Source organism: Eubacterium sp. BL-380-WT-2B, assembly GCF_009696115.1.
Taxonomy (GTDB): Bacteria; Bacillota; Clostridia; order Eubacteriales; family Eubacteriaceae; genus Eubacterium; species Eubacterium callanderi.
The window spans coordinates 298,253-313,608 of sequence record NZ_VUMP01000002.1 but is presented as its reverse complement, the minus strand read 5'-3'; the positions used below and the strand labels follow the sequence as shown (position 1 = coordinate 313,608).

At 49.1% G+C, this 15,356-nt stretch carries 14 protein-coding genes; 1 reads left to right on the top strand and 13 read right to left on the bottom strand.

All coding sequences use genetic code 11. The features are described from left to right. Positions 1-3: 3 nt before the first annotated feature. The 9 genes from FYJ53_RS04465 to FYJ53_RS04425 all read right to left on the bottom strand — a co-directional run bounded on the left by FYJ53_RS04465 (position 4) and on the right by FYJ53_RS04425 (position 10,409). Positions 4-879, bottom strand: a complete 876-nt coding sequence (locus FYJ53_RS04465) for a branched-chain amino acid ABC transporter permease (RefSeq protein WP_013381797.1) — start codon at positions 877-879, stop codon at positions 4-6. Between the two features lie 109 nt (positions 880-988). Beyond that, positions 989-2,155 carry an ABC transporter substrate-binding protein gene (locus FYJ53_RS04460; RefSeq protein WP_154557012.1) on the bottom strand — a complete coding sequence of 389 codons (1,167 nt, stop codon included), beginning with the start codon at positions 2,153-2,155 and terminating at the stop codon, positions 989-991. Between the two features lie 98 nt (positions 2,156-2,253). Beyond that, positions 2,254-2,895, bottom strand: coding sequence for an endonuclease III (gene nth, locus FYJ53_RS04455; RefSeq protein ID WP_013381799.1), 642 nt, complete (start codon positions 2,893-2,895; stop codon positions 2,254-2,256). Then, entirely contained in the window at positions 2,888-3,250 is a 363-nt protein-coding gene (locus FYJ53_RS04450; RefSeq protein ID WP_013381800.1) for a cupin domain-containing protein, read from the bottom strand. The genes nth and FYJ53_RS04450 overlap by 8 nt, the downstream gene beginning before the upstream one ends. 13 nt (positions 3,251-3,263) lie before the next feature. Next, positions 3,264-5,426: a transglycosylase domain-containing protein gene (locus tag FYJ53_RS04445; RefSeq protein WP_013381801.1), complete on the bottom strand. Its 2,163-nt coding sequence runs from the start codon at positions 5,424-5,426 to the stop codon at positions 3,264-3,266. A gap of 15 nt (positions 5,427-5,441) precedes the next feature. Then, a complete protein-coding gene (locus tag FYJ53_RS04440) occupies positions 5,442-6,356 on the bottom strand; it encodes an RluA family pseudouridine synthase (protein ID WP_090413277.1) in 915 nt (304 codons plus the stop codon). 118 nt (positions 6,357-6,474) lie between these two features. Further along, positions 6,475-7,179, bottom strand: a complete 705-nt coding sequence (radC, locus tag FYJ53_RS04435; RefSeq protein ID WP_090413274.1) for a DNA repair protein RadC — start codon at positions 7,177-7,179, stop codon at positions 6,475-6,477. A 140-nt stretch (positions 7,180-7,319) separates the two neighbouring features. Beyond that, the gene (locus tag FYJ53_RS04430) at positions 7,320-7,790 is read right to left on the bottom strand and encodes a MarR family winged helix-turn-helix transcriptional regulator (protein WP_013381804.1); all 471 of its coding nucleotides are present in this window, start codon (positions 7,788-7,790) and stop codon (positions 7,320-7,322) included. Between the two features lie 108 nt (positions 7,791-7,898). Next, positions 7,899-10,409, bottom strand: a complete 2,511-nt coding sequence (locus tag FYJ53_RS04425) for a YhgE/Pip domain-containing protein (protein WP_090413272.1) — start codon at positions 10,407-10,409, stop codon at positions 7,899-7,901. 247 nt (positions 10,410-10,656) lie between these two features. Between FYJ53_RS04425 and FYJ53_RS04420 the strand changes: the two genes are divergently transcribed. After that, positions 10,657-10,905 (top strand): hypothetical protein, encoded by a 249-nt coding sequence (locus FYJ53_RS04420; RefSeq protein WP_013381806.1) that lies wholly within the window; start codon positions 10,657-10,659, stop codon positions 10,903-10,905. Here FYJ53_RS04420 and dhaS read toward each other — a convergent pair. The 4 genes from dhaS to grpE all read right to left on the bottom strand — a co-directional run bounded on the left by dhaS (position 10,902) and on the right by grpE (position 15,351). Continuing rightward, on the bottom strand, positions 10,902-11,468 hold the full coding sequence (gene dhaS, locus FYJ53_RS04415) for a dihydroxyacetone kinase transcriptional activator DhaS (RefSeq protein WP_013381807.1): 567 nt from the start codon (positions 11,466-11,468) through the stop codon (positions 10,902-10,904). The two genes, FYJ53_RS04420 and dhaS, sit on opposite strands and share 4 nt — an antisense overlap. Positions 11,469-11,534: 66 nt before the next feature. Beyond that, entirely contained in the window at positions 11,535-12,704 is a 1,170-nt protein-coding gene (gene dnaJ, locus FYJ53_RS04410) for a molecular chaperone DnaJ (RefSeq protein ID WP_013381808.1), read from the bottom strand. A gap of 130 nt (positions 12,705-12,834) precedes the next feature. Beyond that, positions 12,835-14,670, bottom strand: coding sequence for a molecular chaperone DnaK (gene dnaK / locus FYJ53_RS04405; RefSeq protein WP_013381809.1), 1,836 nt, complete (start codon positions 14,668-14,670; stop codon positions 12,835-12,837). 105 nt (positions 14,671-14,775) lie between these two features. Beyond that, positions 14,776-15,351 (bottom strand): nucleotide exchange factor GrpE, encoded by a 576-nt coding sequence (gene grpE, locus FYJ53_RS04400; protein ID WP_013381810.1) that lies wholly within the window; start codon positions 15,349-15,351, stop codon positions 14,776-14,778. Positions 15,352-15,356: the final 5 nt, after the last annotated feature.

The window sequence follows — 15,356 nt, the reverse complement described above, 5'->3', positions numbered from 1 at the left end:
GTCCTACACCTTCTCTCTCGTATTCTTGCCGAGGATACCTGTCGGCTTAAACAGAAGCACAATGATCAGCACTAAAAACACAATGGCGTCTGCCCAGGTTGAGGAAATGTACGCCTTGGTCATGGTTTCAATCATACCGATAATAAAACCGCCCAGCATAGCGCCCGGCACACTGCCGATACCGCCAAGCACTGCGGCGACAAAGGCTTTAAGACCCGGCATTGTCCCCATGGTCGGCGCAATGTTCAGATAGGCGGTACTGTATAAAATTCCCCCTAATGCGCCCAGGGCAGAGCCGATCAAAAATGTCAGTGAAATAGTTCTATTCACATTAATTCCCATTAAAATAGCGGCATTCTGATTTTCTGAAACGGCGCGCATGGCACGGCCCTGTTTCGTCTTCTGTATAAATAATTCCAATAAGATCATAAAAAGCACAGAAAGACCAATAGTAATTAATGTAATAGAATTAATTTCCAGACCTCCCACGTGGAATACTACCTGAGGGAAAATCTTCGGCATAACCTTTGGATCAGCCCCAAAGATCATAAGTGCCAGGTTTTGTAAAAACATACTCACACCAATGGCTGTGATGAGCGCGGATAACCTCGGCGCGTTTCTCAATGGCCGGTAGGCGATAAATTCGATGACTACGCCCATCACTGCGGTTAAAATCATTGAAAATGCAATAACCGCCCAGAAGGGCCAGTTCAATGTCGTTGCGGCAATAAATGCGAAATAGGCTCCAAACATCATGATCTCGCCGTGGGCGAAGTTGATGAGTTTGAGGATACCGTATACCAGCGTATAACCGATGGCGATCAATGCGTAAATACTGCCTGAATTCAGTCCGTTAATGAACTGCTGCAAAAAGACCACAAACAGTTACCTCCCTTTCAAATATTTTAATTCACCATATTGTATAAACAGATATAGAAGAGCCGAGGCTCTTCTATATCTGTTATTTTAATCCATTTGTGCTTTTGATTTAGTTGTCACCCTGTACAGTGGTCACAAATTTCAATTCGCCATTATCAACCTGAATGATTGTAATGTCTTTACCCTTTGGATTACCTTCTTCGTCAAATGTGAAATGACCGGTTACACCGTCAAAATCAATCTTCTGCAGTGCATCGACAATTGCCTGTGAGTCTGTGCTGCCCGCATTTTTGATTGCTTCAGCCATAACGTTCATGCCATCGTAGCCTAAGGCTGCGAAAGAGTTGGCTGCTTCACTATATTTGTCTTTGTAGGATTTGATAAAGTTCTGCACAGCTTCCTTCGGGGAATCTGCTGCATAGTGGTTTGCAAAATACTGGCCCTGTGCAGCGTCAGCGTAGTCTACCTGAACACTGTCCCAGCCGTCGCCGCCGACGAATTTGGAAGTAATCCCCATTTCCTTAGCCTTCTGCATGATCGGACCTGCTACATTGTAGTAATCTGGAATATAGACAACTTCTGGGTTCAGCTCTTTGATTTTGGTCAGCTGAGCGCTGAAGTCTTTATCTTTATCTGCGTAGGATTCACTGCCGACAACCTTGCCGCCCTTTGCTTCAAAGGTGGCTTTGAAAGCGTCTGCCAGCCCCTGAGAGTAAGCGCTGCCTGAATTCACCAGCATTGCAGCTGTTTTAGCGCCTAATCCGCCGTTTTCAGTGCTCACTGCAAAGTTCGCACCGGCGTTGCCCTGGTATTCATCCAGATAGCATACACGGAAGCTGTTTGGAGCGCCTTCGGTAACGTCCGCTGCGGTAGAGGTCGGAGTTAAGATCGGCATATTATCATCATGTGCCATTTCTTTAATAGCCATACTTTCGCCTGTCAGTACAGAGCCGACAATTGCGACGACGCCGTCCTGGTCACGCAGACGATTGTACGCGTTGACTGCTTCGGTTGAGTCACCTTTGGTATCGTAAGAAACGACTTCAACATTCTTTCCGTTGATGCCGCCGTTTGCATTGATCTGTTCTGCGGCCAGCTCGATCCCGTTTTTAGCTGCCACACCGTACATTGCGGTGTCGCCAGTGTAAGGACCTAAAGCGCCGATTTTAATGGTATCTCCGCTGCTTCCGCTTCCGGATGAGCTGCAGCCAGCAAAGGCGAAAACGGATACACACATAACACCAACCATTAGAGCACTAATGATTTTTTTCTTCATTTTCTCTTCCTCCTGTGAAAAATAAATTTAAACTTTTACTCATTTTAATATATCCCAGAGAAAATATCAAGGAATATCTGGGTTTTGTATACAATTTTTTATTTTTTCTTGTTTCGCTTTTTATAATCGTCACAGTAAGGATTGATCGCGCAGCTCTCACACTTGGGGTTTCTGGCCGTACACAGCCGCCTTCCATGCCAGATCAGCCAGTGGTGCGCCCTGGACCAGTAGTCTCTGGGAATATTTTTCATCAGCTCTTTCTCGACCTGGAGAACGTTGTTCCCTTTTGCCAGGCCAATACGCCGGGATACCCGGAACACGTGCGTATCCACCGCGATGGCCGGCACGTCAAAAGCGTTGCTCATAACCACATTGGCGGTTTTCCGGCCAACGCCCGGAAGCTTTATGAGCTCCTCCATGGTCTCGGGCACAACACCGTTGTATTCTGAGAGCAGCATATGGCAGGTCAAAAGAATATTCTTCGCCTTTGTGTTGGAGAGACCGCAGGATTTGATTTTTTCCCTGAGCTCTCCTTCATTTAAGGTCAGCAGCTTTTCCGGGGTATTGTACTCCTTGAACAGCTCGCCGGTTACAATATTCACCCGCACATCCGTGCACTGGGCCGACAGCATGGTTGCAATCAGCAATTCAAAAGGGCTGGTAAAATCCAGCCCGCATTTTTCTCCGCCGTAGAGCTTTTCAAGCTCATCCAGCACTTTTTTTCGATTTTCTTTATTCATACTTCTCATCTCCGTAGAGGATCAGCGCCATCATTTCAAGATTCACAGCCCCGGTGTTTTCAACCGCGTGGGCGCTCTCGTGTCCTGTTACCAGAACGTCCCCGGGATTTAATGTCCGCTTTACACCGTTGTCCGTTACCTGGGCCTGACCGCTCAGGATGTAAAAAATTTCCTTTTCGTTCACATGCTCATGACTACCGATGGAGCACCCTGGCTCCACGGTAATCTGGGCATATAATCTTCCCTTGTCACAGAGAACGTCCTGATCCACAACATGCTTGATGTGGATCGTTCCATTTCCTCCGCGCATTTCAAACTTATCATCAATGGTATGTTCTTCATTTTTGATCAGCATTTTGACACCTCAATTATTCTTCCTCAGTGGAAGGTTTCTCATCATCATCTGGTGTTGTTGGTGTCGGTGTAGACGTTGGTCGCGGTGTCGGTTCTGGCTCTACTGTTGGTTCTGGTGTCGGTGCTGCTGTCGCTTCCGGTGTCGGCGTCGGTGTTGCAGCCGGCGTCGGTGTGGTTATGGGCGTTGTCTGTGTAGACTCTGAAGGCGCTGCAAACTCAGTGACCAGATCATTGTTGATCAGTGACCGGACATAGGAGCCGTAGATACCTGCCGGGATATAACTCCCTGTGCCGACTGGGTCATGTTCAAGGTTACCGACCCACACCGAGGTCGTAATGTTCCCGGTCATACCGGTGAACCATAAATCTTCCTCGTTGTCCGTTGTTCCTGTCTTACCTGCTGTCGGATAAGCCTGGGCCGCACGTCCGCCGGTACCGCTGGTGACAACCTGCTGCAGGATACCCCACATGGAGCTGGCTGTATCTTCAGACATAACCTTTCTGGAGGTCAGGCCAAGCTGGCTCTTATCAAAGACCTGCTTGCCGTTGGTCTGCTCAACCTTAACAATTTTGTAAGGCTCATTATAAACACCGCCATCGTTAAAGCAGTTGAAGGCAGCTGCCATTTCGATTGGCTTGATCCCATTCGTCATCCCGCCCAACGCTGTGGCCAGATTATAGTCGTCTGCGCCAGTGTCCAGATCTCCTGGATTAACAAAAGTTGTAATACCCAGTGTTTTCATCCAGTCGATGGCATTTTCAATGCCAAAGGTATTAAAGACCTTAACCGCCGGGATATTCAAAGAATTGACAAGGGCCTGGGTAATGGTGACATTGCCGCTGTAGCCGCCGCCGTAATTCTTCGGTGAGTAGCCGCCAATATTAATCGGCTCATCCTTGATAATTGAAGACGGTGAGAACACACCCTTTTCGATGGCGCCGCTGTAATAGAGCGGTTTGATGTTAGAGCCAGGCTGTCTCGGTGAATCCGCCATGTCGATATCCGTGTTTCCAGCGTAGTAGCCCAGTACAGCGCCATCCTTATCCACCGTGACGATGGCGCCAGTGTCGCCATTTTCCTGGCTAAAGCCGGCATTGTCCAGTCCGTTTTCCATAGCGGAAATGGCTGCATCCTGATATCCGGTGTTAATGGTTGTATAAACACGGTAACCGCCGTTTGCGATATTTTCGCGGATCTGTTTAACGGCTTCTTCCTCGTCCACACCCTTCTGCTTCATCACACTTGGCGCGAGAGCCTCGGCGTATTCCTGAAGCGCCGCATTAATGAATGCCCCGTAGCCATCTTTAATATCATCGTTGGTCTGTTCTTCGGACCATGGCATTATAGTGATTTCAGTGGCTGCGGCCTGATCCGCCTGTTCCTGGGTAATGTAGCCTTCTTTTACCATACGGGCAAGTACCTGGGCCTGTCGGTTCTTAGCCGCCTCAAAGTTGGCGTTGGGCGCATAGGCCGACGGCGCCTGGGGCAGACCTGCCAGCATGGCAGACTCGGCCAGATTCAGGTCGGAGACATTTTTGCCAAAATAGGTCTGGGCAGCTGCCTGCACACCATAGGAGGCAGAACCAAAGTAGTATTCATTCAGGTACATTTCAAGGATCTGGTCCTTGGTATATTTTTCTTCCAGCTGCCTTGAAATGGAGATTTCCTTCATCTTACGGTTGACAGAATCCATAAAGCCAGGTTCAGCAACGTCCAGGTCAAAGAGCACTCTGGCGAGCTGCTGGGTAATGGTACTGGCCCCCTGGCCTGTACTGTTTCCGCTGAACAGATTTGAAACCAGTGAACGCATAATCCCGTAGTAGTCGACACCGTGGTGCGAATAGAAACGGGAGTCCTCTGTTGCAATCAGGCCGTTCTGAAGATCCTTTGGAATCTGATCCAAAGAGACGTAGGTCCTGTTCTCAGCTGCCATCTCGGCAATAACCTGGTTATCTGATGAGAAAATCTGCGTCTTTTCCTTTTGCTGATAAGTAAAATCTGAAATATCCTGTCTATTGGCCGCGTAGACCGAAAAGCCTGTCACGACACCAGCAACGATCAAAACCGCCAGTACAATCAGAACGATTTTCCAGGTTGCCATTCTTTTCTTTTTCTTTTTGGGCAGCCCTTTTCTAGGCGCCTTGGGAGCAACTTTCTTTGCTTCTTCTTTACTCATAATTCCACCTTCTTTTTATTCTTTCCTCAATGTTTCTTGAAGTGTTACTAAATCTTCAGTTAATCCTGCGGAAAGTTCCAACTCACCGCTTTTGGGTAAGGTTAAGTTCAACTTTGCAGCGTGCAGGGCCTGCCTGGCCATGCCATAGCTCGGATTCCCATCATGATTGTACAGGCTGTCGCCAATGATGGGGCAGCCAATATATTTTAAATGAACTCTGATCTGGTGGGTGCGTCCGGTTTCCAGTACCAGCTCCACCATCGCAGCATTCCTGTAGCTTTCCAGTACTCTGAAGTGTGTGACAGATTCCTTACCGTCTTCCATGACAATTCTTTCCAGACTGTCCTCAGACGGACGGCCAATGGGAACACGGATACAGCCTTCCTTCTCCTCCGGAACATTGTTCACAAAGGCGATATAAGTCTTTTCAACCGCATCAGTCTTCATTCTGGATTGGATATAATGATGCACATATTTATTTTTCGCGATGACGACAAGTCCGGTAGTGTCCCGGTCCAGACGATTCACAAAACGGATTTTTCCGGGGGTACCTCTCTCCTCCCAGTACCAGGCCACATGATTGGCCAGGGTATCCAGCTGGTGGCTTTTGGTTGGATGCGTCACACAATCGGCATCCTTATTGACCACAAGCACCTCGTCGTCCTCATAAACAATATCTAAGGGTCCCTCAACAGCTTCAATGTCGAACCGCTCCTCCGGGAAGGTAATGACCACCTGGTCTCCTCTCTGCACCGGATCGGTCAGCCAACAGTCTCTGCCGTTTAAAGTAATACTGCCGTCCCGCTTGAGCTGCCTGAGCAGCCGGCTGGAGTAATCATAATGATTGGTCAGCATGTCCTTCAAAGAACCACTTTTTACATCTCCTACTATATAATGATATACAAACTGTCCCTCTTCGGGCATAATCATTACATCACCTCTTCCAAGCATTCACAATCTCAACTATTTATTTTATTGTAAAATAAGAAAATAATCAATCTAATTTTAACACAAATTCATAAATAATGCCAAAAAACATAAAAGAACCTTAGATATAACCGGATTCTTTAAAGCTGACATAGCCTGCCCCGCCGATCACCACATGGTCGAGAACTGGAATCCCCAGCAGTTCGCCTGATTCCAGCAGACGTTTGGTAATGGCCCTGTCCTCCGCACTTGGTTTCGGATCACCCGATGGATGATTATGGGCCAGAATAACCGCAGCGGCATGCTGCCGGATAGCTTTTACAAACACCTCTCTCGGATGCACCAGGGACGCATTGATGGTCCCGATGGAAATGGTTTCTGTCTTAATGACTTTGTTCTTGTTATCCAGCAGCAGAATCATAAAGTGCTCCTGCTTCAGGTAACGCAGCTCATCTGTCAGCAGCGCGGCCACATCCTTTGGCGAACCGATTTTCGGCTGTTCGGGCGGACGGGTATTCACACGCCGTCCAAGCTCTATGGCAGCCTTAATCTGGCAGGCCTTTGCCGGGCCAATGCCCTTGAGCAGCGCGTTGCGGTCGAGCTCCTCGATACTCATGCCAAAAAAGGCTGAGAGGTCGTTGTCAAAGGCCCTCAGAATTCGCTGTCCAAGCTCCACCGCAGTCGCGTCCTGGCATCCTGTCTGAATGATAATGCCGATCAGCTCTGCATTACTGAGACTGTGGACACCGTGTTTTATCAGCTTTTCACGGGGACGCTCATCTCTGGGCATCTCCCGGATTGCCATATGGTCACTATTTTCGGCCATAGGTCACCTCCTCGCACGGTTCTCTTTATTCTAACAGATTTCAAATTTCCTTTCCTAAATAAATTCCTAACATTATGTAATGTTTTGTAACTGAATAATGAACAAAACATTAAGAAAAGCCCCAAAAGGGGCTTTTCCGCTTATTTTTCTTTCAAATCCTCCAGCTGTCCGTTAAAAAAGGAAGTGAGCTGTTTTAAAGCAATTATTAAGTTTTCCAGTCCCTCCTCTGTCAGGACCTCACCGACATTTGAGACCATATTCTCGTGGAATATCCGGTGGTGCATCTCGGCACGCATGCCTTTTTCCGTTAAATAGATTCGTACTACCCTGCGGTCCTTTTCGGAACGCCTGCGGGACAGGTACTCTTTTTTGACCAACACATTCACCGCTGTGGTCAGTGCGCCGACTGTAATCCCGACCTGCGCGGCTATTTCCGTCATCGTGTTCTTTTTGTCTCTCTGCAAAATACTGACTGCTTCTATAATATGTAATTCCTTGACAGAAAGATTTTCAATGCTGCTTTTTAAAAGGGTCTGTTCTTCCAACGATAGGATCTTATTGAAGGTATCGACAAAAAAGGTGTTCAAAGTATCTCTTTGTTCATCATTCATGATTTACCTCTTAAATATTGTATCTTTTTAAATTCATTTTATGTTAAAAGTATCCAAATGTCAATGAAAATACAAAGGCCACAGCAAATTTCAGCTGTGGCCTTAATTTTATGGTTGATCCGTTATCTCTGCGGTGCTGCGCGCCCGTCCCCTGTTCTGAAAATAAGTGAATAAAACGGTAAACAGCATGATTACAACCAGAATGCCCATAAGCACCAGACTGTTCTTATCAAGTCCCATAGCGCCGGTTCCGCTGATGGTGTCCTTAAACAGCCCGACCGAATAGGTCATGGGCATAAACGGGTACAGAAGGTTAAAAAACTTCGGCACCGTCTCCATTGGAAAAGTCCCGCCGCAGGAGGTCAGCTGAAGAATCAGCAGCGCAATGGCCAGAAATTTTCCAATGTCCTTTAAAAAGACAATCAGGAACTGGACAATGGCAATAAAGACCATGGATACCAGACAGCAGGCCAGATAGAAGGCCAGCGGATGGTTAATCTGAAGCCCCAGCCCGAACTGAAGCACAAGGGCCAAAAGTACTGCCTGCATGAGCCCGATCACAAGATAGGAAAAGCTCCGGATAATACGCTTGTCTGAGCGTCTGGACAAGAGCTGGAATTTCTCGTCCGCGTCCAGATAAATGCCAAAGAAAATAATCAGTGCGCCGACCCATAAGGATAAGGAGAGGAAGTAGGGCGCAAAAGCTGTTCCGTAATTCGGCACCGGGTCGATGGCGTCGGTACTGACATTGACCGGGTCTGCCGCATAGCTGTCCAAACCGCTTAAAGCGCCCAGCTGATCCCGGGCATCGGTCAGGTTGTCGTCTACGCCTGTCTTCGCGGTTTGGAGACCCTCCCTGAGCTGAACAGCGCCATCCCTCAGCTTGACAACACCCGTCCCAAATTCCCGGGCGCCGCCCACGAGGGTAGTGGTGCCGTCACTCAGCGCAGACGCGCCTGAATCCAGGGACTGGGCACCCGCATTCACCTGATTGACACCTTGGCTGGCCTGGGCAGTGCCGTCCGCCAGGGCTCCTGCGCCATCCTTGACCTGTCCGGCTGCCGCGTTTAATTTTCCCGCGCCAGCATCAAGGCTTTTGGCACCTTTGTCGGCCTGGCTGGCCCCGGCGGCTACCTTATTTGCTCCGTTTTTCAGCGTATCCGCACCGCCAACCAGTTGTCCGGTCGCAGTGTCAAGGCCATCCATCCCCTGCTTCAGGCTGCTGCTTCCTTCCGCCAGCTCCTGTGAGCCCGTCTGAGTTTTCCGGGCTCCGTCAATGAGGGCTGGAATCCCCTGCTGTGGGTCGTTAAGGGCCTCCTGCCCTTCTTTGATCCCGGCAGAGAGGGTATCGAGACCGTCGCCCACCGCCTTACCGCCCGCCTGTAAGGCAGTGATCTGGCTTGGGTCTGTTGCTGCTGCCTGATCGTAAAGCGCTTTAAAATATGGATCATTTAACAGATCCGGGTTATTTGTACCAGCCCCCACAATGCCATCCACCATCTGGCTGGAGCTTGAGATCAGCTGATCCACGCCGGCCTGATAGCCTCCGAATCCGGTCTGAAGCTGCCCCACACCGCTGTCCAGGTCCGTCATGCTGGCATTGACCTTCTGGCTCAGCAAATTCAGTCCGTCTGAAAGCTGGGCAATCCCGTCGCTCAGTGAAGCAGCGCCTGCTGCAACCTGATCTGCGCCAGATTTAGCTTTCTGCTCACCCTGTTGATACTCCCTGACTTTTGTACTGAATTCGCCAGTTCCGGCAGCAAGGTCTTCTGCCCCCTGGTTCAGGGTACCTGTACCTCCCGCCAGTGCTGACGCGCCGTCTGCCAGGTCAGAGGTACCGTTTTTCAGCGCTGCTGTGCCATCGGCCAGAGTATTGGCGCCGTCCTGCAGGCTCTGGGCGCCCTGAGCCAGGCTGCGGGTACCGTCTGCCAGGGCAGAGGCACCGTTTGCCAGGGCGTCCGCGCCGCCGCTCAGGGCTGACGCGCCACTTAAAAGGGTGCCGGTGCCATCGGCCAGGGTTCCTGTGCCGTCACTCAGCGCGTCTGCGCCATCCCCAAGCTGTCCAAGACCATCCTGCAGGGTTTCCAGCTGTCCGGGAACCTCGTAAAGCTTCCCGCTGAGCTGAGCCACCAGCTCCTTATCCACACTGGCCCTCGTTGACTTTTCAACCTCAAGCACTGCCTTGCTGAGAATCTGGCTGGCCAGGTAGTTCCGCTTTTCATTGGGCGAGTAATAAATTTCTGCCTCGCGTTTGTTTTTGGTGCTGGCCGAAGCAATATCAGAGGAGAAGTCCTCGGGTATACGAATCAGGGCGTAATACTGGCTGCCCTCAGTTCCCTTAACAGCGTCAGCCTCATCGGTTAACACGAATTTCAGGGTACCGTCCTTTTCCAGCTCATCCCACATTTCCTTTCCGAGGTTACGCGATTTACCGTCAATGGTCGCGCCCCTGTCCTCATTGACCACTGCCACCGGCAGGGTATCCAGCCTTGAGTACGGGTCCCAGAAGGCGTCCAGATAGAAAAAACTGTACATAAGGGGAATAATGATCACGCCGAGGATCACGATCCAGGGCAGCCATTTTTTTAAAAGCGATTTTTCTGACCTTTGTTTTTCCATTTTTATTGCTTCCTTTCTGCTGCGTTTATAGTTTAATAGAGAAGATTATTGACATAATGTGAAAGTATACCAAAAGATATCCCCGCTGTAACCCGACAAACCCCAGCCATTGTCCTGTTTTCATACAAAACAAAAAATCTGTCAGGTAGTCTGACAGATCTGGTCTTTTGTCTATATTCAATCAGCCCCATGGCTGATATGCTTTAATTAAATATAAAATCAGTAGAAATAACGAAAGGAACAGGCCATGAAATCCTTAGAGATTCGATTGAAAAACGCTGTGTTGGATGTAAAGCTTGACAATATCCTGAGAGGCATTGCCAGATCGCCGGAGCGCTGCGCCCGCAATCTGGTCGACCTTGGTAAAAGCGTCTCCCCAAAAGAGCTGACCCGCATCGAATACAGGCTGCTCTACGACGAGTTTTTAAGGCTGTGCATCTCCTCGGATATCGAGGGAACCAAAAGGAACTTTTTCAGGCATTTCACCCCTGACTAAAGCGCGCTTAAAAACCGCTTTACCGCCAGATTCTTACTGTCCACCACCAGATTTTCAAAACGCTCCTTTAAAAATTCCGGGCTTTCACGCATGCCCTCCTGCGCCCAGGCAACAATGATCCCCACTGTTCCGTAGGAAAAAAACGAAGCGATAAAGTCCATGTCCTCAAGTTTAATTTCCTTTTCGCCGCTGAGATTTGCGATGATCTCCTTAAACAGCTCCTTTGCCACCGAAAAGAGGTAGGCCTCAAACTCCTTCTGTCCTGAGGCTTTAAAGGCGTTGATGTAAAAATAATCCTCTTTCTTCATCTGCGTCAGCATCCTGTAAATACGGGAGCTCCAGTTCTCAAAAGTCAGGCCCTCTGTCATGACAGAAATGGCCTCATTATAATAAATCCAGTCCAGCAGCTCATATTTGTCCTGAAAGTGGTAGTAAAAGGTCTGCCTGTTCAGCCCGCAGCTTTTGGCGATATCTGAAATAGTGATTTTATCAAAGCTCTTAATGCGCATCAATCCCTTAAAGCCATCCGCGATGGCCTGTTTTGTTATCAATGATTCCGACATGGTTTTTTCCTCCGTTATGCTGAAAAAACCGGTGCTGCAAAAGCATACACCGGTTAATTAAAAATTCTATTGAAAGGCATTTTTTACCTTGGACCAGAATTTTTTACCTTCCTGGTGATTGTCATTGCCTGTTTCTTTGTCAAAAGCTCTCAATAATTCTTTTTGTTTCTTATTCAGTTTGCGCGGCACCTCAACTCTGACCGTAATGTACTGGTCACCGCGTCCGCGTCCGTTGACGTTCGGCACACCCTTACCCTTTAGTCTGAAGACCTTGCCGGTCTGGGTGCCTTCTGGAACCTTCAGCTTAACCTTGCCATCCACAGTCGGTACCACCAGCTCAGCGCCCAGGGCTGCCTGCGCAAAGGTCACAGGGATTTCCAGGTAAACATCGTCCTCCTCACGCTTGAAGATCGGGTCTTCCTTCACGCTGATATAAACGAAAAGGTCGCCCTTTCCGCCGCCGCGCGCGCCGGTGTTGCCCTCTCCGCGAAGCGGAAGGATGGAACCATTATCCACGCCTGCCGGAATCTTGATGTTGATGGTCCGTTCCTTTTCCTGGATACCGGAGCCATGGCAGGTATGACAGGGGTCATCGATGATTTCGCCCTCGCCGTGGCACTTGTCACAGACGGTGGTCTGCTGGATAGTGCCAAAAGGGGTCTGCTGACGGATATAGATCTGCCCGGAGCCGCCGCACTTATCACAGGTATGTGCTTCACTGCCCGGTTCCGCGCCGGAGCCATGACAGGTCGGACATTCTTCCTGACGCTTGATTTTAATCTTTTTTTCAGTTCCAAAAACGGCTTCTTTAAATGAAAGATTGATGTTAATCTTCATATCTGAGCCACGGCTTGGACCACGTCGTCCTCCGCCGCCTCCGCCAAAACCGCCGAAGCCGCCAAAACCGCCGCCTCCGCCGAAAGAACTGAAAATATCGCTGAAAATATCCTCAAAGCCACCTCCGCCGAAACCGCCGTAGGAGCCGCCGCCAGCGCCGCCAAAGCCGCCTTCCATACCCGCGTGACCGTACTGGTCATAGGTCGCACGCTTGGTTTCGTCACTTAAGACCTCGTAGGCTTCATTGGCTTCCTTGAATTTTTCTTCAGCCTCCTTATCGCCCGGGTTCTTATCCGGGTGATATTTCATGGCCATCTTGCGATAGGCCTTTTTTATTTCATCTGCGCTGGCGCTTTTTTCAACGCCCAGCACCTCGTAGTAATCTCTTTTTTCACTCATGCTTCTATTCACCTCGCCTCATATTGTAACCTAAAAGGCCCAGCCTGTAAAGAATCATTATTAAAGATGGCAGCCATTACAGCTGCCATCTCCTAAAGTCTATCTTATTGTCGGGCTCACAGCGGACGTCTTACTTGTCGTCGTCGCTGACTTCTTCGTATTCAGCTTCTACGACGTCATCGTCGCCCTTCTGGTCAGCAGACTGCTGTTCCGCAGTCTGTTCCTGAGCGGTCTGTTCGTACATTTTCTGAGCGATCGGATATAAAGCTTCGTTTAATTCTTCGATGGCTTTATTGATTGCCTCAACGTCTTCGCCTTCACCTGCGGTCTTAACCTTATCAATGGCGGCGGTTACCTTGCTCTTTTCATCGTCGGTAATCTTGCCTTCCATGTCCTTCAGAGACTGTTCTGCCTGGTAAGCAGTGGAGTCTGCGTTGTTCTTGGCTTCGATCAGGTCTTTTGCTTTTTTATCTTCAGCTGCGTGCTGTTCAGCTTCTTTTACAGCCTTGTCGATATCATCTTCACTCATGTTGGTGGTCGATTTGATCACAACATTCTGAGATTTGCCGGTGCCTAAGTCCTTGGCAGATACGTTGACAATACCGTTGGCGTCAATATCAAAGGTAACTTCGATCTGTGGAATACCACGTCTTGCAGCCGGGATACCGGTTAACTGGAAACGGCCCAGAGTCTTGTTGCCAGAAGCCATTTCACGTTCACCCTGTAATACATGGATATCTACAGCGGTCTGGTTGTCAGCAGCGGTAGAGAATACCTGGCTCTTCTTGGTCGGGATGGTGGTGTTGCGTTCGATCAGTTTTGTGAATACGCCGCCCAGGGTTTCAATCCCTAAGGAAAGCGGGGTAACATCGAGTAACAGTACATCGTTGACTTCGCCGGCCAGTACACCACCCTGGATAGCGGCGCCGATGGCAACACATTCGTCAGGGTTAATGCCTTTGTAAGCATCTTCACCGGTTAAGTTCTTAACCGCATCCTGTACTGCCGGGATTCTTGTGGAACCACCAACCAGGATCACCTTGTTCAGTTCGTTTTTGCCAAGGCCTGCGTCGCTCATCGCTTTTGAGACAGGTCCTTCGGTTTCTCTTACAAGACCAGAGGTTAACTCGTCGAATTTCGCTCTTGTCAGGGAGAGTTCCAGATGCTGCGGTCCTTCTGCGGTTGCAGTGATAAACGGCAGGTTAATGTCGGATTTCATAACGCTGGAGAGTTCGATTTTAGCTTTTTCAGCAGCTTCTTTCAAACGCTGTAACGCCATTTTATCAGATTTCAGGTCGATACCGTGGGATTTTTTGAATTCATCCGCCATCCAGTCAATGACCTTGTTGTCAAAGTCGTCGCCGCCAAGGTTGTTGTTCCCGTTGGTCGCCTTAACTTCGAAAACGCCGTCGCCTAATTCCAGGATGGATACGTCGAAGGTACCGCCGCCAAGGTCATAAACCATAATTTTCTGGTTGTCTGCCTTGTCAAGACCATAAGCCAGTGAAGCAGCGGTTGGTTCGTTGATGATACGCAGTACATCTAAGCCGGCAATTTTACCAGCATCCTTGGTTGCCTGTCTCTGAGCATCGCTGAAGTAAGCAGGTACCGTGATAACAGCCTTGGTAACTGTTTCGCCAAGGTAGGCTTCTGCGTCTGATTTTAATTTCTGCAGGATCATTGCAGAGATTTCCTGCGGTGTATAGCTCTTATCGTCGATGGTTACCTTATAGTCAGTCCCCATGTGTCTCTTGATGGAAGCGACTGTACGGTCCGGATTGGTGACAGCCTGACGTTTAGCTACCTGGCCGACCAGTCTTTCACCGTCTTTGGTGAATGCGACAACGGACGGCGTTGTACGGTTCCCTTCTGCATTTGGGATAACAACCGGTTCGCCACCTTCCAAAACAGCTACGCAAGAGTTTGTAGTACCTAAGTCAATACCAATAATTTTTTCTTTACCCATAATATATGTCCTCCTATTGATTCGAAAGTTTGTTTTCCAGATTTAATTGCCGACCGGATGGCCGGACTTTGCGTCGTTTCCAAAACGCCGACGCCATGCGTTTTTTTACTTCTGATTAACCTTAACCATTGCGGGTCTTATGACCTTGTCCTTAAAAGTGTAGCCCTTCTGGAAAACCTCCAGAACAACCTGATCATCTTTTTCAGGATCTTCTCCAACAGCAACGCCGTGGTGGAAGTTCGGATCAAAGGCAGTGCCCACGCAGTCAATTTCCTGCAGGCCTTCCTCATTCAGAACACCGATTAACTGCTTGAAAACCATCTGGACACCCTCGCGGTATTTATCCGCATTGTCATCATCGGCTGCCGCTTCGGCGCGGTCCAGGTTGTCAAGCACTGGTAAAAGCTTTGTGACAAAGCCTTCAAGAGCAAACTGGTAAATGTCGGTCTTTTCCTTCTGCGTTCTTTTTTTATAGTTTTCAAAATCCGCCTGAAGGCGCATAAGACGCTCCATCGCTGCTTCCTCAGCTTTGGCCGCTTCATTTACCGATTTTTCAACATCCTCAACAGCTTCCTCTGCTGCCTGTTCTTCTGTTGTCTGTTCCTCTGCTGCCTGCTTCTCCGTAGCTTTTTCCTTAACGGTTTCGTCTACGTTTTGTTCCATCTTTTCTTCCTTAGCCATTTAAC

What these genes read in the sequence shown, in the direction of transcription:
- FYJ53_RS04460 (WP_154557012.1), bottom strand. Translation starts at nt 2,155, where the DNA reads ATGAAGAAAAAAATCATTAGTGCTCTAATGGTTGGTGTTATGTGTGTA.
- nth (WP_013381799.1), bottom strand. Translation starts at nt 2,895, where the DNA reads ATGAATAAAGAAAATCGAAAAAAAGTGCTGGATGAGCTTGAAAAGCTC.
- FYJ53_RS04450 (WP_013381800.1), bottom strand. Translation starts at nt 3,250, where the DNA reads ATGCTGATCAAAAATGAAGAACATACCATTGATGATAAGTTTGAAATG.
- FYJ53_RS04445 (WP_013381801.1), bottom strand. Translation starts at nt 5,426, where the DNA reads ATGAGTAAAGAAGAAGCAAAGAAAGTTGCTCCCAAGGCGCCTAGAAAA.
- FYJ53_RS04440 (WP_090413277.1), bottom strand. Translation starts at nt 6,356, where the DNA reads ATGATTATGCCCGAAGAGGGACAGTTTGTATATCATTATATAGTAGGA.
- radC (WP_090413274.1), bottom strand. Translation starts at nt 7,179, where the DNA reads ATGGCCGAAAATAGTGACCATATGGCAATCCGGGAGATGCCCAGAGAT.
- FYJ53_RS04430 (WP_013381804.1), bottom strand. Translation starts at nt 7,790, where the DNA reads ATGAATGATGAACAAAGAGATACTTTGAACACCTTTTTTGTCGATACC.
- FYJ53_RS04425 (WP_090413272.1), bottom strand. Translation starts at nt 10,409, where the DNA reads ATGGAAAAACAAAGGTCAGAAAAATCGCTTTTAAAAAAATGGCTGCCC.
- FYJ53_RS04420 (WP_013381806.1), top strand. Translation starts at nt 10,657, where the DNA reads ATGAAATCCTTAGAGATTCGATTGAAAAACGCTGTGTTGGATGTAAAG.
- dhaS (WP_013381807.1), bottom strand. Translation starts at nt 11,468, where the DNA reads ATGTCGGAATCATTGATAACAAAACAGGCCATCGCGGATGGCTTTAAG.
- dnaJ (WP_013381808.1), bottom strand. Translation starts at nt 12,704, where the DNA reads ATGAGTGAAAAAAGAGATTACTACGAGGTGCTGGGCGTTGAAAAAAGC.
- dnaK (WP_013381809.1), bottom strand. Translation starts at nt 14,670, where the DNA reads ATGGGTAAAGAAAAAATTATTGGTATTGACTTAGGTACTACAAACTCT.
- grpE (WP_013381810.1), bottom strand. Translation starts at nt 15,351, where the DNA reads ATGGCTAAGGAAGAAAAGATGGAACAAAACGTAGACGAAACCGTTAAG.